The sequence below is a fragment of the Amycolatopsis sp. PSD-21 genome (assembly GCF_055561455.1).
Genome location: NZ_CM145712.1, coordinates 8,746,971 through 8,766,534, shown reverse-complemented (window position 1 = coordinate 8,766,534; position 19,564 = coordinate 8,746,971). Strand labels below are relative to the sequence as shown.

The 19,564-nt window shown below is 66.1% G+C and carries 14 protein-coding genes and 1 tRNA gene; 12 read left to right on the top strand and 3 right to left on the bottom strand.

Annotation, left to right across the window (positions count from 1 at the left end):
* Positions 1-66 precede the first annotated feature (66 nt).
* The 4 genes from ACZ1DY_RS41235 (at position 67) to ACZ1DY_RS41220 (ending at position 3,319) form a co-directional block, all read left to right on the top strand.
* The gene (locus ACZ1DY_RS41235) at positions 67-732 is read left to right on the top strand and encodes a C39 family peptidase (RefSeq protein ID WP_219147712.1); all 666 of its coding nucleotides are present in this window, start codon (positions 67-69) and stop codon (positions 730-732) included.
* A gap of 92 nt (positions 733-824) precedes the next feature.
* Positions 825-1,781, top strand: a complete 957-nt coding sequence (locus tag ACZ1DY_RS41230) for a glycoside hydrolase family 6 protein (protein ID WP_465482948.1) — start codon at positions 825-827, stop codon at positions 1,779-1,781.
* A 212-nt stretch (positions 1,782-1,993) separates the two neighbouring features.
* Positions 1,994-3,046 carry a WD40/YVTN/BNR-like repeat-containing protein gene (locus ACZ1DY_RS41225; protein WP_465482947.1) on the top strand — a complete coding sequence of 351 codons (1,053 nt, stop codon included), beginning with the start codon at positions 1,994-1,996 and terminating at the stop codon, positions 3,044-3,046.
* Entirely contained in the window at positions 3,047-3,319 is a 273-nt protein-coding gene (locus tag ACZ1DY_RS41220; RefSeq protein WP_126730248.1) for a MoaD/ThiS family protein, read from the top strand.
* Positions 3,320-3,501: 182 nt separating this feature from the next.
* Here ACZ1DY_RS41220 and otsB read toward each other — a convergent pair whose 3' ends face one another.
* From otsB to ACZ1DY_RS41205, 3 genes are all read right to left on the bottom strand, one after another.
* A complete protein-coding gene (gene otsB, locus ACZ1DY_RS41215) occupies positions 3,502-6,030 on the bottom strand; it encodes a trehalose-phosphatase (RefSeq protein WP_465482946.1) in 2,529 nt (842 codons plus the stop codon).
* Between the two features lie 36 nt (positions 6,031-6,066).
* Positions 6,067-7,518, bottom strand: coding sequence for an alpha,alpha-trehalose-phosphate synthase (UDP-forming) (locus ACZ1DY_RS41210; protein ID WP_465482945.1), 1,452 nt, complete (start codon positions 7,516-7,518; stop codon positions 6,067-6,069).
* An 81-nt stretch (positions 7,519-7,599) separates the two neighbouring features.
* Complete coding sequence (locus ACZ1DY_RS41205; RefSeq protein WP_257489658.1) at positions 7,600-9,174, bottom strand: threonine/serine exporter family protein; 1,575 nt, start codon at positions 9,172-9,174, stop codon at positions 7,600-7,602.
* Positions 9,175-9,323: 149 nt separating this feature from the next.
* Here ACZ1DY_RS41205 and ACZ1DY_RS41200 point away from each other — a divergent pair, with 149 nt between their 5' ends.
* The 8 genes from ACZ1DY_RS41200 to ACZ1DY_RS41165 all read left to right on the top strand — a co-directional run bounded on the left by ACZ1DY_RS41200 (position 9,324) and on the right by ACZ1DY_RS41165 (position 19,039).
* Entirely contained in the window at positions 9,324-10,895 is a 1,572-nt protein-coding gene (locus tag ACZ1DY_RS41200; protein ID WP_465485782.1) for an alkaline phosphatase D family protein, read from the top strand.
* Positions 10,896-10,939: 44 nt separating this feature from the next.
* Positions 10,940-11,012 (top strand) — tRNA-Thr (locus ACZ1DY_RS41195).
* Positions 11,013-11,313: 301 nt separating this feature from the next.
* On the top strand, positions 11,314-11,832 hold the full coding sequence (locus ACZ1DY_RS41190) for a hypothetical protein (protein ID WP_465482944.1): 519 nt from the start codon (positions 11,314-11,316) through the stop codon (positions 11,830-11,832).
* 835 nt (positions 11,833-12,667) lie between these two features.
* On the top strand, positions 12,668-13,504 hold the full coding sequence (locus ACZ1DY_RS41185) for a hypothetical protein (protein ID WP_465482943.1): 837 nt from the start codon (positions 12,668-12,670) through the stop codon (positions 13,502-13,504).
* Between the two features lie 735 nt (positions 13,505-14,239).
* Positions 14,240-16,138, top strand: a complete 1,899-nt coding sequence (locus ACZ1DY_RS41180; protein ID WP_465482942.1) for a KAP family P-loop NTPase fold protein — start codon at positions 14,240-14,242, stop codon at positions 16,136-16,138.
* A gap of 2 nt (positions 16,139-16,140) precedes the next feature.
* Positions 16,141-16,947, top strand: a complete 807-nt coding sequence (locus ACZ1DY_RS41175) for a hypothetical protein (RefSeq protein ID WP_465482941.1) — start codon at positions 16,141-16,143, stop codon at positions 16,945-16,947.
* Positions 16,947-18,263: a hypothetical protein gene (locus ACZ1DY_RS41170; protein WP_465482940.1), complete on the top strand. Its 1,317-nt coding sequence runs from the start codon at positions 16,947-16,949 to the stop codon at positions 18,261-18,263. Before ACZ1DY_RS41175 ends, ACZ1DY_RS41170 begins: the two co-directional genes overlap by 1 nt.
* Positions 18,260-19,039: a TatD family hydrolase gene (locus ACZ1DY_RS41165; protein WP_465482939.1), complete on the top strand. Its 780-nt coding sequence runs from the start codon at positions 18,260-18,262 to the stop codon at positions 19,037-19,039. Before ACZ1DY_RS41170 ends, ACZ1DY_RS41165 begins: the two co-directional genes overlap by 4 nt.
* Positions 19,040-19,564: the final 525 nt, after the last annotated feature.

The following is a 19,564-nucleotide window of genomic DNA, read 5'->3' as shown; positions in this document are numbered from 1 at the left end:
AAGCCGCCGGACCGGAGATCCTGTTCAGGATTCACTATTCAGAAGTGAAACTGGGGAAGGATTACCATGCGCCGACTCAGGACCGCGGTCGTGGCCGCGCTCGCGGTGTCCGCACTGATCACCGCTCCGGCGGCCGCCGTCGCCCAAGGTGAGTACGTCGTACCCGCGCCCGACTTCGTGAAGTCGATGGCGCCGCCCGCCAAGGTCGAAGGGGTCAGGGCGGCCGCGGAGCTCAACATCCAGTACCAGATCCAGGAGACCGGGTACTGGTGCGGCCCGGCCGCCACCCGGATCGCCATCTCGGCCAAGAACGGCAACCCGCCGAGCCAGCAGCAGCTCGCGAACGAGCTCCCGACCAGCACCAACGGCACCGACTGGATCGGGCAGGTCACCCGCGTCCTCAACAACCACGTCGCCGGTGGCTGGTACGAGACCAAGGAGATGCCGAACGACCCGCCGACCCAGGCGCAGCGCGACCTCCTGTGGCGCGACATCGTGCTGGACGTCGACAAGGGCTACGCGATCGTCGCGAACATCGTCGCCCCGGCGAACAACCACCCGCCGGGCTACCCGAACTACACGATCTACCACTACTTCACGATCATCGGCTACAACAGCGACAACATGACGGTGAAGATCGCCGACCCGGCCAACTTCGGCGGCAACCAGATCTACTGGCTCACCTTCAACCAGCTCGCCACCCTGATCCCGCCGAAGGGTTACTCGGCCTGATCCCCCGCCGCGTTTCGTCCTCCGGACGCGTCCGGAGGACGAAACGCGTGGGTTGTACGAATCTTGTACGGGAGGGCTCGAAGCTGGTGGACATGCGCATCAAGACGCTCGGTCTGCTGGCCGCCTCGCTGCTGGCGCTGGTCGCCTCGCCTGCCATGGCCGCCGACGGCAACCCCCTCGAGAAGACCAACGGCTTCTACGTCGACCCGAACTCCAACCCCGCGGTCTGGGTGCGGGATCACCCGGGCAGCACCGCCGACAAGATCAAGGCCGCCATCTCCACCAAGGCGGGCGCGCGCTGGTTCGGCAACTGGAGCGGGAACGTCAAGACCGCCGTCGACGGCTACACCTACGCCGCCGACGTGGCCGACAAGCTGCCGATCCTGGTCGCCTACAACATTCCCGGCCGCGACTGCGGCGGTCACTCCGGTGGCGGCGCGGGCAGCCCGGAGGCGTACCGGACCTGGATCTCGAACTTCGCCGACGGTATCGGCGGCAAGCCCGCGGTCGTCGTCATCGAGCCGGACGCGCTCGCGCAGGTCGACTGCCTGCCCGCCGGCGAGCGTCAGACCCGCCTCGACCTGCTCAAGTTCGCCGCCGAGCAGTTCGCCGCCAAGGCCCCGAACACCTGGGCGTACATGGACGGCGGCAACTCGACCTGGATCCCCGCCGCGACCATGGCCGACCGGCTCAACGCCGTCGGGGTGAAGTCGATCCGCGGTCTCGCGATCAACGTGTCGAACTACAAGACCACCACCGACTCGGCGAACTACGGCAAGGCCGTCAGCGCCGCGCTGTCGAGCAAGTACGGCTACACCAAGCCGTTCGTGATCGACACCAGCCGCAACGGCAACGGCCCGCTGGGCTCCGAATGGTGCAACCCGGCCGGGCGCAAGCTCGGCGCGACCTCGCAGACCGGCGGTGGCGCCGAGATGCTGCTCTGGGTCAAGGTGCCCGGTGACTCCGACGGCAAATGCGGCATCGCGCCGAACGTCGAAGCCGGTCAGTTCAGTCCCGATCTGGCGCTGCGCCTGATCAGCGGGACCTGACCGCACCGCCAAGCCCGTCGCGCCGGCTGTTCGTCTGTGACCCTCGTTCTCCCGAGAAGGCGAGGGCCACGACCCCTTGGACAGCAGCCGGCGCGACGCCTCCATTTCCCGTGAAGGCCCCCTTCCCTCGGCTCAGCCGAGGGAAGGGGGCCTTCACGCGCCTCCGGTAGTACGGTGACCTGAGTCACAGTGTCGACCGAGAGGATGGCGTCGTGGAGTTCCAGCTGGGGATCGGTACCAGGAAGGGCTTGTTCCTCGCCCGCAGCGAGGACCGCGTGAACTGGGAGATCTCCGAACCGAAGTTCCCCATGGAGGCCGTCCGGGCGGTCGCGCTCGCCCCCGCCAAGATCTACGCGGCCGCGGTCAACGAACACTTCGGCCCGACGATCGCGACGTCGGAGGATTTCGGCGAGACCTGGGCCCAGCCCGATCACGCGCCGGTCGCCTTCCCCGCCGACACGGAGACCGCGCTCGAAGGCATCTGGCAGATCGTGCTCGCCGGGGACGTCGTCTACGCCGGTGTCGAGCCGTCCGCGCTGTTCCGGTCCGAGGACGGCGGCGAGACCTTCGAACTCGTCCGAGGACTTTGGGACCACGAGCACCGTCCACACTGGACTCCCGGTGGCGGCGGCCAGATGATCCACACGATCCTGCCGCATCCCACGGATCCGGGGCGGATCACCGTCGCCATGTCGACCGGTGGGGTCTACCGCACCGAGGACGGCGGCAAGAGCTGGACGGCGGCCAACCGCGGCATCAGCGCCGGTTTCCTGCCCGACGAGGAGCCCGAATTCGGGCAGTGCGTGCACAAGGTCGCGATGCATCCGTCGCGTCCCGAGCGGTTCTTCCTGCAGAACCACGGCGGTGTCTACCGCAGCGACGACGACGCGAAGACCTGGCGGTCGATCGCCGGCGGCCTGCCGAACGACTTCGGTTTCGCCATGGTCGTCCATCCGTCCAAACCGGACACCGTCTACAACTTCCCCTTGGTGGCCGACGTTCTCCGTTTCCCGCCAGAGGGCCGTTGCCGGGTCTACCGCAGCGAGGACGCCGGCGAGACCTGGACAGGTCTCGGGAACGGCTTGCCGGACAAGGGGTTCTACGCGGGAGTGCTGCGGGACGGGATGTGCGTGGACTCGCGGGACGGCATCTACTTCGGCACGCGATCCGGTGAAGTGTGGGCGAGTCCCGACGAAGGCGACACCTGGCATCAGGTCGCCGCGCATCTGCCGGACGTGCTGTGCGTGCGGGCCCAGGTGGTCTAGGTGGTCCGGGTCCTGTTGCCCGCGATGCTGCGACAACTCGCGGACGGCCGCGGCGAGCTCGAAGTCGAGGCTTCGACGCTCGACGGCGTCCTGGACTCGCTCGGCGCCGGGTATCCCGCGCTGGAACGCCGCCTGCGCGACGAGACCGGCGCGCTGCGGCGATACGTGAACTTCTATGTGGACGGTGAGGAATGCCGCCGTCTGGACGGTGCCAAGACTTCGCTCGCGGAGGTGAAGGAAGTCCAGATCATCCCGTCGGTCGCCGGCGGCTGACAGGGACTTTCACGCGTCGCCCGCGGTCCGGAGGTGTCGCGAAAGCCACTTTCGGGACGTCAGATGTCCCGAAAGTGGCTTTCGCGACGCTCGCCTCGGGCGTGCCTGACCCCGGAGGTCGTGAAGGCCTCCTTCGCTACCTTGAGGGTAGGGAGGGAGGCCTTCACGGCACCGTGAGCGAGTTACTGGGAAAGCAGGTTCGCGCAGCGGATCAGCCCGATGTGCGAGTACGCCTGCGGGTGGTTGCCCAGCGAGCGCTCCGCGATCGGGTCGAACTGCTCGGGCAGCAGCCCGGTCGGGCCCGCGGCGTCGACGATCTGCGTGAACAGTTCCTCGGCCTCGGTGCGCCGCCCGGTGAGCAGGTACGCCTCGATGAGCCAGGCCGCGCAGATGTGGAAACCGCCCTCACCGCCGGGAAGGCCGTCGTCGCGGCGGTAACGGTACACAGTGGACCCACTGCGCAGTTCCGCCTCGATCGCGGTCACCGTGGACTGGAAGCGCGGGTCGGCCGGATCGATCAGCCCGGTCAGCCCGACGAACAGCGAGGCGGCGTCGAGATCCGTTCCGTCGTACGCCGTGGTGAAGGCCTGGACCTCTTCGTTCCAGCCCTTCTCCAGGACGTCCGCGGCGATCTCGTCACGCAGCGTCGGCCACGCGCCCGGCACCGCACGGCCGTAGACCTCGCCGAGCTTGATCGCCCGGTCGATGGTCACCCAGCACATCACCCGCGAATACACGCGGTGGCGCGGCACGTGCCGCTCTTCCCAGATGCCGTGGTCCGGCTCGTTCCAGCGCCGCGTGACGGCCTCGGCCATCGCGCGCACCATCTGCCAGTCCTCGTCGCGGAGTTCGCCGCGCGCCGCCGCCAGCGTCTGCACGAGTTCGACGACCGGGCCGAACACGTCCAGCTGAACCTGGTGGTTCGCCAGGTTGCCGACGCGGACCGGCCGCGAACCGGCGTACCCGGGCAGCGACTCGATGACCGCTTCGGCACCGATCACGCTGCCCGCCAAGGTGTACAGCGGGTGCAGCCGCTCCGGACCGGCCAAAGTGGACAGCACGCCGTGCAGCCAGCGGAGGTAGCCTTCGGCCTCCTCGGTCGAGCCGAGGTGGACCAGTTCGCGCACGGTCATCGCCGCGTCGCGGATCCAGCAGTAGCGGTAGTCCCAGTTCCGGACGCCGCCGATCTCCTCCGGCAGCGAGGACGTCGCCGCCGCGAGTACGCCGCCGGTGTCGGTGTTCACCAGCCCGCGCAGCGTGAGCGCCGAGCGGCCGACGAGGTCGGTCTGGACGCTGGGCAGCTTGAGCGTCCGCGCCCAGCTGCTCCAGTAGTCGCCCGCGCGGGCCCGACGGTCCACTTCGGACAATTCGTGCGCACCGAGATCCGAAGTGCCGCAACGGAGTTCGAGCACCACCGGGTTGTCCGGGGTCGGGGTGACGAGCGCCGTCGCGGTGTCGTTCATGCCGTCGGAGGTGATCTCCCACTCGACGCCGGGCGAACGCAGCGCGAACGGCTCCGAGGTGCCCTGCACCAGGAGCCCGTCGCCCTGGGCGACCAGCTTCACCGGCACACCACCGAATTCGGGCCGCGGCGCGAACACGATCTCCGTCGCCGCCTCGCCCGAGATCACCCGGACGAGATCCGTGCGGTGCGCGGGGCTCTCCGGCTCGAGGTAGTCGGTGACGAGCAGCCGCGACCAGCGGGTCTCGACCGTCATCGTGTTCGGCAGGTAACGCTGCCCGAGCGGCAGGCCGTTGCGGTGCGGTTTGATCGAGAAGTGGCCGGCGCCGGCACCGCCGAGCAGGTCCGCGAAGATCGCGGGCGCGTCGGGGCCGGGGTGGCACAGCCAGGTCAGCCGGGCGTCCGGCGTGACCAGCGCGACCGAGCGTTCGTTGGCCAGCATGGAAAGCCGCTCGATCGGCGGAGCCTGCTCGCCGTACAGCCAGTTGCGCCGCTCTTCGAGGAGGAAGGCGAGCGCCATCGCGACGTCGACGGTGTCCGGGACCCGGTACTGCGCGAGGCTTTCGCCGTCGCCGACCTTCACGCCGAGGTCCGGGCCGGAGATCCGGGCGAACGCCTTCTCGTCGGTGACGTCGTCGCCGAGGAAGACCGCGGCCGTCGCGCCGACCTGGTGGCGCAGGGTGTCCAGCGCACGGCCCTTGTCCGTCTGGACGACCGCGAGCTCGACGACCTCCTTGCCGTCGGTCGTGGACACGCCCTCCCACCGCGCGGGTCCATTGTGGACGTCGCGAAGGACCCGGCGGCCCGCCTCGTGCTCGGCGCGGCGGACGTGTACCGCGATGCTCGCGGGCTTGACCTCGAGTGAGACGCCCGGCACGTCGAGCACCAGGTTCTCCAGTTCGGCTTCGAGGCGTCTGTGCAGCTCGCGGGCCTTGTCGTCGAGCGCGTGGATGAAGCCGATGTCGAATTCGGACCCGTGGCTGCCGACCAGGTTCACCTCGGCCGGGAGACGGGACAGGGTGGCGAGATCACGCAGCGCGCGGCCGGAGATGACCGCGGTGGTCGTCTCGTGCAGGCCGGCCAGCGACCTGAGCGCGCCTACCGATTCGGGCAGCGGCCGGGCTTCGTCCGGGTTGGCCGTGATCGGAGCCAGCGTGCCGTCGTAGTCGCAGGCGACCAGCAACCGCGGGGTGCGCGCGACCTGGACGATCGCGCGCCGCAGCTCGGCGGGCAGTGCCTCGGCGGTCAACGATTTCTCCTCGGGAACGTAGCGGGGGATGGGGAATCAGTCGGCCGGTTCGGCGCCGAGCGCTTGGAGGAACGAGCGCGCCCAGCGGTCGACGTCATGCGTGAGGACCTGTCGACGCATGGCGCGCATACGGCGGCGTCCCTCTGCGGGGTCGAGCGTAATGGCAGTCTCCAAGGCGTTCTTCACCCCGTCCAGGTCATGGGGGTTGACCAGGAGCGCGCTGGTGAGCTCCGCCGCGGCGCCGGCGAACTCCGAAAGCACGAGCGCCCCGCCCAGGTCGTGGCGGCAGGCGACGTACTCCTTGCAGACGAGGTTCATCCCGTCACGCAGGGGAGTGACCACCATGACATCGGCCGCGGAGAAGAACGCGGCCAGCTCCGTCCGGTTCACGGACTGGTGCAGATAATGCACGACCGGGTGACCCACGCGGGCGAACTCCCCGTTGATCCGCCCGACCATCTGCTCGATGTCCCCGCGCATCCGCTGGTAGTGCTCGACGCGTTCGCGGCTCGGGGTGGCCAGCTGGACGAACGTCACGTCCTCCGGCCGGACGCGGCCTTCGTGCAGCAGCTCGTGCAACGCCTGCAACCGCAGGTCGATGCCCTTGGTGTAGTCGAGCCGGTCGACGCCGAGCAGGACCTTCTTCGGGTTGCCGAGGTCACGCCGCAGCTGGGCGGCGCGTTCGGCGACGCCCTTGGTCTTGGCGAGTTTGTCGAGGCCGATGGCGTCGATGGAGATCGGGAACGCGCCGACCCGCACCGTGCGGTCGCCGACCTGCATCAGGCCGGGACGGGTGCGGATGCCGACCGCGCCCCGGCTGGACTCCAGGCCCGCCAGCTGCCGCGCCAGCCAGAGGAAGTTCTGCGCGCCACCCGGCCGGTGGAAGCCGACGAGGTCGGCCCCGATCAGGCCGCGGACGATCTCGGTCCGCCACGGCATCTGCATGAACAACTCGACCGGGGGAAACGGGATGTGCAGGAAGAACCCGATCCGCAGGTCGGGCCGCAGTTCGCGGAGCATCGCCGGCACCAGCTGCAGCTGGTAGTCCTGGATCCACACGGTCGCGCCCTCGGCGGCGACCTTCGCGCTCGCCTCGGCGAAGCGCCGGTTCACCCGGACGTAGGACTCCCACCAGCTCCGGTCGAACACCGGCCGCTCCACCACATCGTGGTACAGCGGCCAGAGCGTCGCGTTGGAGAAGCCCTCGTAGTAGTCGCGGACGTCGTCCGACGTCAGGGAGACCGGGTGCAGCACCAAGCCGTCGTCGTCGAACTCCTCGACGTCGACGTCGGGCACACCCGGCCACCCGACCCAGGCTCCCTTGCGTGACCGCAGGAACGGTTCGAGCGCGGACACCAGCCCGCCAGGGCTCGCCGTCCAGCGCCTGCTTCCGTCGGCGGTCCGTTCGAGGTCCACCGGGAGCCTGTTCGCGACCACCACGAAATCCGCGGAGGCCGTTCTGCTCGTCTCGGCAATCACTTCGTCCACCAGCCGCTCCCTCGATTCGCGGGTCGCTGCCCTAAGCGGAAACCCTATCGCGCGAGGAGGCCACGGCCGGTCGGCGAGCGATCACTCCAAGCGTCGTTCGGCGGGTTCCATCGGGCCCGCCATCCTCGGCCCGGCGAACTTGCGTTCGAGCCTGCCGAGGCCCGTCCGCACCGGCTGCGCGAGGTATTCGCCGAGTACCACACCCGCTGCCAGGGCAAGCCCGATCGCGACCGCGGTCATCAGCGTCGAGATGTTCCCGCCGGGCTCGACGCCCAATTGGTATAGACCACGATAGGTGGAGAGACCGGGGAGGAGCGGCGTGATGCCGGACACAGCCACCACCAGGGGGGTCACCTTGAGCCGCCTGGCGAGCACGCCACCGCAGAAACCGACCAGCGTGGCGGCCACGGCGGACGAACTGACGGCCTGGAAGTCGGTCAGCATCAAGGCGCCGTAGACCGCACCGCCGATGGCGCCCGCCGCTCCCGCGACGATCATCGCGCGCAGCGTCGAGTACGAGGCCAGCGCGAAGCAGGCCGACGCGCCGACGCTGCCCAAGATGATGATCGGCAGGTCCTGCGGCGTCGACGAGACGACCTCGGGCAGCGGCGTCAGCGGAAGACCGAGCAGCACCGCGATCTTCAGCGCCAGCACCACGCCCGCGATCAGTCCGGCACTCATCAGCGCGGTTTCCATCGTGCGCCCGGCCGCCGTGACGTAATAGCCCGTGATGGCGTCCTGCACGGCGGAAACCGTGGAGAGACCGGACAGCAGCACGGTGACGGCCGCCGCGACGACCAGCGTGGGTTTGTCCGTGGTGAGCAGATTGCTGCTGACTATCGCCATCGCCGACAGGGTCGCGACCAGTCCGCCGATCACCTGCTGGAAGAAGAACGGCAGCGCGAAGCGGTTGAGGAACCGGCCGAGCCGGTCGATGACCGCGCTGATCACGAGCGCGACCAGCGCGACGTCGATGCTGCCGCCGAGGATCAGGGTGATGAACGCGGCCAGCCCGCCCCAGGCGGCCGTGGCCACCCAGCGGGGGTACGGGTGCGGCGCGGAGGTGATCCGCTGGAGGACCTGCTGGGCCTCTTCGGCGCCGATGTTTCCCCGGACGATCCGGCGGACCAGCGTCTCGGTCTGCGTGAGCCGCGTGTAGTCGAGGCTGCGCGAGCGGACCACGCGCAGCGCCGTCACCGGGGCCATGTCGGTGCCGCGGTGGCAGGTCACCGTGATCGACGTGAAGATCACGTCGACCTCGCAGTGCGGGAGGCCGAGCGCGGAGGTCAGCGCGATGATCGTCGCCGTGACGTCGGAGGCGCCGGCGCCGCTCGACATCTGGACCTCGCCGATGCGCAGGGCGAGGTCCAGGACGAAGTTGACCGTCGAGTCGTCGGGCGGCTTCGGGCCCATCGCCTCGTCGGCCTCGACCGCGGGCTGCTCCGCCGTCGGCGCCTCGAGGATCTGCCAGGCGCGGCGGCGCAGCAGATTGGGCCGGTGCGAGCGGGCCTGGGGGATCGATCGCTCTCCGTCACGTTGGCGCGGCGCTTCCAGCAGCCATTCGCCACGTTCGGGTGTTTCGTCCTGGTTCTTTTCGGCACTGTGCCCGCTCTGTTCGCCCCGCTGGGCTCCCGTGGTGTGCTCGTTGATCTTCATGATCGATCCACCTCCTCACTCTGGTTCGAGGGACTTTCCCGAGGAGCATCGGGGCCGGTGCCTCGACCGTTGCAGGAAACCCGAAGTGGCGTCCACCACGTCGGAGGAAGATCATCACGGGCGTGCCGGTTTACGGCACACTGCATGCCATGGCGTCCTCTGTGAGCAGGAGATCCGTTCTTCGCGCGGCCGGGGTCACCGCCGCCGGAACAGCGGCGGCATTCACCCTTTCGGGTGCATCTAGCGGGGCGGAGGCCCCGGTTTTCGCGCACGGGGTGGCGTCGGGCGATCCGATGCCCGATTCGGTGCTCCTCTGGACCCGTGTCACCCCCTCGCCGGACGCGGTTCCGGGATCCGGAAAAGGGATGCCCGTGGGCGTCCGGTGGGAGGTGGCCGACGACGCCGGATTCACGCGCGTCGTCGCTCGCGGTCACGTCCGGACGGGGCCGGAACGCGACCACACGGTGAAGGTGACAGCGGGCGGGCTGTGCGCGTCGACGGCGTATTGGTACCGCTTCACGGCTCAGGGGGAGGTCTCGCCGGCCGGGCGGACACGCACTGCGCCTTCTCATGACCAGGACGTCGCGAGCCTGCGGTTCGGCGTGGCCTCGTGTGCCAACTGGGCTGTCGGTCACTTCGCCCCCTACGGCTGTTTGGCCGACCGTGACGACCTCGACGCCTTCATCCACCTGGGTGACTACCTCTATGAGGGGAATCCCAACCCTGCAAGTGATCTCCGCCCTTCGGTACCGCCCAACGAGTTGATCACCCTGGGGGACTACCGGCAACGCCACGCGATGTACAAGACCGACGAACACCTCCGCCGGCTTCACGCCCGTCACCCGATGGTCGCGACCTGGGACGACCACGAGGCCGCCGACAACGCCTGGTCCGGCGGCTCGCCGTCACACGACCCGGCGACCGAAGGCGATTGGGTGGACCGGATGCGGGCCGCGCACCAGGCGTACTTCGAATGGATGCCGGTGCGGCACCGTGGCGACCGGCTGTACCGGCGGCTGAAGTTCGGGAAGCTGGCCGACCTCACCATGCTGGACCTGCGGACGTACCGGACCCGGCAGCCCGGCCCGGCTCCGGGGACGGGCGGCACCATCCTCGGCGCCGAGCAACGCGAGTGGTTCCTCGACGGCCTCGCCCGCGGGACCGCGACCTGGAACCTGATCGGGAATTCGGTGATGGTCACGCCGATCGAGATCCCCGCGCTGCCCACCCGCGAGCGGCTCGCGCTCGACGACCTGCTCGACGGCCAGCCGACCACGGTGAACACCGACCAGTGGGACGGCTACACCGAGGATCGTCGCCGGGTCCTCGACACCATCGCGGCACAGGGCCGGGGCAACACGGTGTTCCTGACCGGCGACGTCCACTCGTCGTGGGCGAACGACGTGCCGCGCGACGGGACGAGCGTCGCCGTGGAGTTCGTCTGCCCGTCGGTCACCTCCGACAACATCGACGAGCAGCTCGGCGTCCCGCCGCGGACCGGCTCGCTGAAGGTCGAGGCCGCGATCCGCGCGCTGAACCCGCACGTGCGCTTCGTCGAACTCGACTCGCACGGCCCCGGCGTCCTCGAAGTGACCCCGGAAGCCGCCCGGATGAACTGGTACTACGTCGCCGACCGCCGCGACCCGGCGACCGCCGTGACGTTCGCGCACGCCTTCCGGGCGGTGGCCGGTGACCCCCGGGTGCGCCCTGCGGACGGCTGAACGGGCGCCGATATACTGGCCTTGCCCAGGCTGTCCTGGGCAAGGCCGCTATAGCTCAGCTGGTAGAGCATCTGTCTTGTAAACAGAAGGTCAGGGGTTCGAGCCCCCTTGGCGGCTCAAGATCAACATAATCCTTGACCTGGCGATATGTCGCGTTTCCCGAGTCTTGTTCATGTTTTCCTCGGCGCCATTGGGCTCCGTTTCGTCTCCGTTTTCACAGGCGTGCCGATTTCGGGTCGAGTCTGTCTGCGGTACGGGCGATGTTCTGGGCAGGAGGAGTGCGACTCGGTCGGATGCTGACGGGCATGACGTGCCCCCAGAGTCCTGGCGAGGCATGCTGTCTCTTATGGGCAGAGGTCCACGCCGCGAGCGGCTCAGGTTCAGGGACGAGGTCGATGGAGCGCGCACGCGCGAGTTCGTGAGGCGCGAAGAAGCTGATCCGATCAACGCTCGCGACGGCAACGGCCAGCCGATCCGCACGCTGGAGAATCGCCGCCGGTGGCGCGAGGAGTCCGAACGGCTCGCGAAGTGGTACGTCGACCTTCACCCGGTAGCGCAGAAAAAGATGACGGCGTTCGTGGTCCGGTGCCCGGCAAAGGGATGCCTGCTCGGCCGGGTGTTCCGGCGAGGAGATCCACAGACGGGGGTCCGCTACGTCTGGTTGGGCGATTCGGTCCCTGGTCGAGATGCGGCGGCCATCGTCCATTGGGCCTGGGACGGCGGCCGTGGCTCGAAGGACTTCATATTCGCGAGCTGCAGACATGGAACGGGACGCATCCAGATCGGGTTGCTCATGGGCATGGCCGAGGCTATGGATTTCCCGCCCCCTTCCTCATTGCCCGAGGACTGGCTGCATCACTACGACGAAGCCGTTCAACGCGGTTACGCCCGCCAGACGATCATCGTGCCGGACACGCAGTGGACTGCGCGCTCGTGAGGATGGCGGCGAATCAGGTATACTAGTGCGTCCAAACCCAATACTGTTTGCTCGAGCTACATCAGGCCCGTCCCGGGCCGTAGGCGTCTGAGCGCCCCAGTCATCACAGGAGAGCGCCGGCCGTAGCCGCTTGGAGATGAGCACCAGGACCATCCCCTGGAGGGTCCTGCAAGCATGCTCGTGAACATTTTGACCGTCGTAGCATCCGCGCTGCCGGGTTTGACGGTGCCGACCTTCAGTTACCTGAAGTACCGCGCCTACTTGAAAACGGTCCGGCACATCGTCGACGCCCTCGGAGGCGATGGCCTCAAGAAGATCGACGCGGTACGCCCACCATCGAGTCTGGCCAGGCAACCACGGTCACGCCGGAACGATGCGCAGCTTGGATAGGGGCAAAGCGCCCGGGGCGTCGCTTCGCAATCGACGCCCCGGATTGGCGAACTTACAGATTGAGGTGACGCAGTACGGAGTCAATCAAGCTTCGTACGAGTCCTGCGATGAGCCCGCTGACCGCGACGTGAAGCAGTGGGCGGGGTTCGTGATTGCGGTTTCGAAACATGGTGCTCCTGTTGCGGTATCGACTGCCCTGCGGCGGCGAGGACTACGCCCTCTCGGGGCCTGACCCTCTCGATAGTCCTGCTTGCTGTCGCTCGATCGCAACCTTCGCAAAGCACCATGAAGGCCGCCGAAAAGAACGCTATCAGCGGGCGGTTGAGGCGGGGGCTGCGGTAGATTCAGACAGAATAGGCGGGTTGATCCACTATTTGAGCGGCCACTTTGAGGTATCTGAACTGGGCAGATCGCGTAGCACTTAACCCCGTTACCCCGTAACCTCGTGATGGCGGTCGAGGCCGCTGAGATGGTCGACGAGTTCGAGGAGGGCCATGTGGGATCCGTGACTGTCACCGCCAAGAGGCTGTTGGAAGACGCGGTCAAGAAATCTGGCCGCCGTAGCACCGTTCAGCTGGTCGAGGGGTTCGCGAGGGTGCAAAGTCGGGACGAAACGTCGACAGGATTGTCGAGGCTTTTCGGCATGGGGGAAGTGCCGTTGAAGATCTACCTAACGCTGGTGATGCTGACTCGCGGGTCGCCGCATGTGATGTACAGAATCGTGCCGGACCACTACTGGGCGGAACTTCTTGGCTACGAGGAACTGAACGATGCCGATCCAATACCGGGTAGTGGAACGCGGCGGGTCAAGCGGGCCATGGCTGCGCTGGGGGCAGCAGACTCCGCTGGAGTTCGCTGGATCTCGCGAGAGAAGATCCGCGGGCGGGGAGCGCAAATCGAGGTCACGCATCCACCGGGTGAAACTAGGGCGCCGTGGATCACGATTCCGTTGGAGCTGTGGTCGCACGGCTGGATCAACGTCATGTCCGCCCGGGCCTTGTACGTCTACCTCTGCTTGCGCCTGATGCTTGCCGGTAAGCCGGATGATCAGGGAGTGCACGTATCCTCTTGGGATCGTGATCGCATGTTGGTTAAAGATGACACTTGGCAGCGTGGCATCAGTGAGTTGAAAGAATTGAAGCTCGTCCGGTGTGACTTTGCGCGCGTAGTTGTCGATCGATGGTCAACGGACCTGCGCAAGCGGATGGTCTACTTCTTGAATAATTCATACTTAAAGGAAAAAGAAAGTCCACTCGAGTCGGTTTATAAGAAAGTTACATGAGGGCGCGGAGTGCGCGATCGTGGAAACAGGCCGTAGGTCTCTCGGTGTCCCGACGGAACTGGACTCCGAGAAGTGGCGCATTCGGCGAAGGTGGACCAGTATCCAGGGCGCGCTCCTGGCTCCGACCTGCACGATCGGGGTGGACACGTGAGCTCGCGCACGCGGCCAATAGCTAGGCACGACCACGTCAGGCCGATCTCGGTGGAAGGTCCGTCGAAGGCGTCGAGGTGTCTTCGATGTCGCGTTTCCGATGACGAATGCCGGACGAAGTGCGCCGCCCGAAACCGCAGGCGACCCGCAGGCCAGGCGGCCTGCAGACTCCGGACCGGCTCACGGAGGAAGCTCCTTCTCGGTGTCCGGGGGCTCGAGGTCGCCTTTGTTACGGTTCGTCCACAACCGCACGTGGCGGCACGCGCAGCCGCGAAAGCCGCCGAAGCGGTCGATCTATGGCTCTCATGGTTTCTTAGCGTAACGGCGCGCACCCTGACAACGACTTCACCAATGTCCGCGCAGTGTGGCGATCGCCGCTCGGCACCATGGGGCCAGAGATGTCGCGACTAAGCGTCCCTAACAGGAGCAACGAAAGGAGTCTGGCAAGTGTCTCAATTCAAGAAGCATGAGAAACCTTCAAAATTGGGTAATAGTATGATGCGATGCGCGCAATAGAGAATATAATATGAATTATCTCATTATTGAATTCCGCGGCCCGGGCGTGCGTTCAAGCGGGGCGCAGGCATGACGGCGACTCGGTCTTCTGGCCTGTGGTCGGATGAGCCGACTAAAGACGACCTGCTGTCGTTCGATGCTGTGGCTGGCACGGTGGTCGACGCCGTATTGGATGACACTCTCGATCCGCTGGCTATTGGCGTGTCTGGTGCGTGGGGTAGTGGCAAGACCACGATCTTGCGGCTCATCGAAGCTGACCTGGATGGTCGTCACCTCCCAAACGAACAAAAGATCCTTCTGATCCGGACCGATCCGTGGCGCTACGACCCGACCGCCGGGGCAAAAGAGACCCTGATTGGGGAGGTTCTGAGCAAGCTTGCTGGCGAGGTCGAAGATATCGAAGGAACCGTCGGCAAAGCCAAGACACTGCTGACCAAACTCCGGAACCGGGTTGACTGGTCAAAAGCTCTTCAGGTGGCGGCTAAGGCATCCCTGGCGCTCCAACTCCCCTCGGTGGACGACTTGACGAGCTTGGTCAAGAAGGGCGGCGGCGGAGATTCGAAGGAGCCTGAGAGCCGCGGCCTCGCCGAGTTCCACACCGAGTTCGAAGAGCTGATGGGCTCGAAGGAGTTGAGACATCTCGTCCGTGTGGTTGTCTTGGTGGACGACCTTGACCGCTGTCTCTACCCGACAGTTGTGGACACGCTGGAAACCATTCGGCTGTTCCTGGCCGTGCCAAAGATGGCATTCGTCATCGCAGCCGACGAGAAGCGGGTTGCGGATGCACTCCGTGAACGGTTCTCAAACGGTCCCACCAACGAGCAAGCGCCAGATGGGCAGCTTGAACACCCTGCAGATCTCTACCTGCACAAGATCGTACAGACTACTGTGCCGTTACCAGCGCTCAGCCGCTTTGACACTGAGGCGTACATCGTGCAGCTCCAGCTCAAGGCCCGCCTTGAAGAGGCGCAGCTCTTGCCGTATGTCGAGCGCTGTGCAGCGTTGCGCCGCGAAGCTGGCGTCCTCGATGACCTGCCCGCAGTGAACACCAGCCTGGACATCTCGGTCGAGCTGACACTGGCCTCGCGGTTGACACCGATCCTTTACGAGAAGCTGCGTGGGAATCCTCGGCGGATCAAGCGCTTCCTTAACGACCTGCGTGTCCGTCAGTCCGTTGCGAGTCGTCGCGGCATCACGCTAGATGCTGACATCGTGGCCAAGCTCATGGTGCTCGAGGTGCTGCTGCCCGATGACTTCGCCAAGGTGCTGGAGTGGCTGGCCAAGGGCGAGCTGCGCGAGCAGATCCGGGCGCTTGAAACAGCAGCTGGCCGACCACCGCAGCCGGAAGAAGAGCAACACGCTCAGCCTGCGGAAGCGGTAGCGGATGACATTAAGCCGAAAACCAGGACAAGGTACTCGGCCAAGGCGACCGAACCGGAGCCCACGTCCTCCTTCACTGATGATCTCATTCGCTGGGCCAAGCTCACGCCAAGTGAGCTATCCGGTGAAGACCTTGCCCCATATCTATTCCTGGCAGCATCCTTCAGTGGCAAGCCACTGCTGGACGAGGGGCTACCCGCGCGCCTGCGCGACGTCGCAGCGAAACTGGTGTCGAGCATCCGCGCCCAGCAGAAGGCCGTCTCCGACGATGACATCGCCATCCTGACGGAAGCGGATGCCGAAGTGCTGATCCGGCACCTTGCGCTTGCGGCTCGTGACCGGCCTACCGAACAACAGGCGGCCATGCTCGGCATCATGCGCATCGTCAAGCGGCACCCGCAGATCGCGGATACCGCCTGTGGTCGGCTGCGTGCCATACCACCATCCGACCTGGAACCAGGTGCGCTGCTTTTGTTCAAGCCGGAGGACCGAGCAGTCTTCGGCGAGGTGTTTGATCACTGGTTTGCTACCGCACCGGAAGGGCCTGTCAAGAACACCCTGAAGCCGCTCACCAAGGAGCAGATCTAGTCATGGGCACCAAGGGCTCCTATAGCGGTGGGGGTGGTAAGCCGGGAAGCGACTTGCGGCAGAACATCGACGACTGGTTGGACTCTTTACCCGATCTGTCGCCGCCTGGCGATATCGGGCTACTTGACCAGCCGCCAAATGGGCCGGAGATTCCCCCGATCCGGCCACAGCAGCTTCTGCCTGCACTCGGTCTCTTTGCATCGCGTTCTGGGGGCCGAGCCGACGGGCCTGGCGGTGGAGGAACAGGCGGTACAGGCGGCGGGACGCGCGGCGGCGCACAACGAACCGTGGCCGGCTCATCCCGTACCGCAGGCCGGGCCGCAGCTGCTGCCTACGCCCTGCGCACCGGCAATGCCGACTTGCTGCGTCGAGAGTTCGGTCTCGACTACGAGAGTCTGCGCGTCAACTCCGACATCGCTGATGTCGCACGGCAGATCATGGTCGCTGCATGCGGCCCCTTGCCGGATGGCACTATCGAGGAGGAGGAACAGCGCGTCGTCGCGGCTCAGGTCGCGCAGTACGTCCTGGAAGCGAGTGTCGACGGCGCTGTGCCCGCGCCAGACGAAATCGTTCGTGAGACGATCGCCTGCATCATCTTCGAGGCCATCAGCACCGAAACAGCCGCCAAGGTACACAATGGCGAACGCTCGCCCTGGACGACCGGCGAGGCTGAGCGCCAGCTTCGTGAAGCCACCCAGGCATGGGCTTTCCGAGCCGATCTATCGCCAGGCGGAGCAACGCCTGCCGAGTTCGAGAAGGCCATCGCCGACGGCATTGAGACGATGCACGCCATCTGGGGGAACAACTGATGGTCGACTACTCTATGAGCTTCCAGCTTCCAAAGGAGCGCATTTCACCAGATGACGCACGACGTCACTTCTTCTGGGTGCCGGACAGTGCCACTGATTCATTCGTGTCTACATTGCTGCCTAGGTATGAAGCTCTCGGACCATCCCTCGGCGCGCTCGGCCCGGTGACTGAACTCAACATCGATCTCGTTCGCCTGGCCGTCATGGTCTACGCCGCAGACCGCTCGACCCGGCGGCAGGTCGGTTCTGCGACCTGGTCTCGGCGTGACCTGTCGCTCAATGTGCCAGTCTCGGATCCATCCCGGTGGGAGCTGGTGCGAACTCAACTCCAGGGCCTCCTCGGGTTCCTTTCGGGTGACACCTGGGCCCTGGATTTCCACAAGGCCGCGGCGCCGGACGAGCAAGTGAGGGAACACCGCTTCGCAGGCGCAAAACGCGTTGTCCTGCAAAGCGGCGGGGCCGACTCGGCGGTCGGCGCGCTGCTATCGCGCTGCGACTTGGCGAAGGCACCGCAAGTGCTGTTGTCACACGTCGGCCTGACCACGTTGGCGCCGGTTCAGCAACGTGTTGCCGAGCGTATAGCCGAGCTGGTCGACGGGCCTGCGCAGTTCCACCAGCAGATCCACTTCTCGCGTCATGTGACGCAGTATGAGGGCACGCGCTTTCCCGACGAGACCTCAACCCGAACCCGGTCGTTCCTGTTTCTGGCGTTCGGCTTGGCCGTCGCCTCGATAGACGGTCTGCCGCTCTGGATTCCTGAGAATGGCTTCGCCTCCCTGAATCTGCCGTTGACCGCCGACCAGCGCGGCAGCGTATCCACTCGCACCACACATCCGCTGTTCCTTGAACAGCTCGCGGTCATCGCCTCGGCCGCGGGCGCGCACGCGCAGATCGAAAACCCGCTCTCAGGAATGACCAAAGGCGAGATGTTCAGGCAAGTCGGCGAACTTGTCGGTCAAGACGCGGCATCCGACTTCCTGAGCAGCACCCACTCCTGCGGCCACACCGGTCACCGCGCCCTCAAAATCTCCCCGCTTACTCACTGCGGCGTCTGCTTTGGCTGCCTGCTACGACGCGCATCCTTCCTCGCCTCAGGCGTCGAAGACCGGACCGACTACCTGTCCGCGCGCACCACCGACCGGCCCGACGACTACCTGCGCTCGAAGACAATGGAGCCATCGCTGCGGGCCTTCCTCGCGCGGGGTTTGCGCAGCAACGACCTCGCGTCGCTCACCTTGCCCGCCACCTACTCGACGGCCTCCGCTCGCGACATCTGCGAGCGGGCTGTGGCCGAGCTGGAGCTACTGTTCCCATGAGGTCCGCACTACCGCCACTCGACCTGCACGCTCACGTGGACCCGACCACCCCGGAAGATGATCTCCGGAGCCTTGGTGCGGTAATCTTCGTAGCCACGCGCTCCCTCGCTGAAGCAGGCAAGGCCCTACGGCGCGAGGATGCGCTGATCGTCTGGGGAGTCGGTACCCATCCAGGAGTAGCTGGCGCTCAACGGAACTTCGACCCTGACAGGTTCCGCACTTTGATCGAACAAACTGCCTTCGTGAGTGAATTTGGTCTTGATGGTGGCGCCAAGGTTCCGCTTGATCTGCAGTTGCAGACGCTCAGGAGGTCGCTCGATGTGCTGGCTAACAACCCGCGGATTACTAGCCTGCATAGCTACCGAGCGACTGAATTACTTATAGACACACTGAGTGCACAACCTATTCCCGGCGTCGTCCTACATTGGTGGCTTGGCAGCGTCGCGGCAACCAAGCGTGCGGTTGAACTCGGCTGCTACTTCTCAGTAAACGCTGCAATGTTTCGCCATCCCGGCGTGTTTCGCTATATCCCGCTCGACAGGTTGCTCACGGAGACTGATCACCCGTATGGCGACCGCTCGGGGCCTGGACCCCATCAGCCGGGCAACGTGTTACCGGTGGAGTTCGCCATCGCTAAGCTTCATGGGCTGAACCCCGAGGAGGTACGGCGCAGGATATGGCGCAACCTCGACCTGCTGGTTCGAGAGGCTGGCTGTAGCCGCCTATTGAGCCGGCAGATCCGCTCGTATCTCATCGTGGGCACGCAGCTATCGTGAGCGATCTTCGTCTTAGGGGAGCTGGCTAGCGTGACCTGCCGTGCGTTTGTGATTGATCCGCTCAGGAGCACTCCCGATCCCTGGCATTGCGCATCCGCACCTCTCGCGCTCGAAGCAATAATTCTGCGTTAAGGCTCGATCGCTGCGCCGGTCGTGTGACCTGGCCGTCTCGAGGATCGCCTGCCAGCAGGCAGCACTCGCAGGGCTTCGGCGCGACCGGCAGCCAGCTCCCGGCGCGACGACGGTTACCCCCTGACGTCGCAGACCGCCCGTTCGTGCTCTACCGACACGCTCTTCGACTCCATCCGACACATCAGCGCCTCGTGGCGCACCGGACTTTGAGCCAGAGCCAGGGTCACGATGACCGTTGACAGCGAACTAGGGTATCGACGCTGTGGCCGTGATGAGGGCACGCCATCTCAGGGGAGGGTCCGGCGCGCAGAGGGGGAGGGAGCGCGCCGGACAGAGACACAATGCCACACATCGAACAGGTGTTCAGGCCGACGCGCGGATAGCTGACGGTCG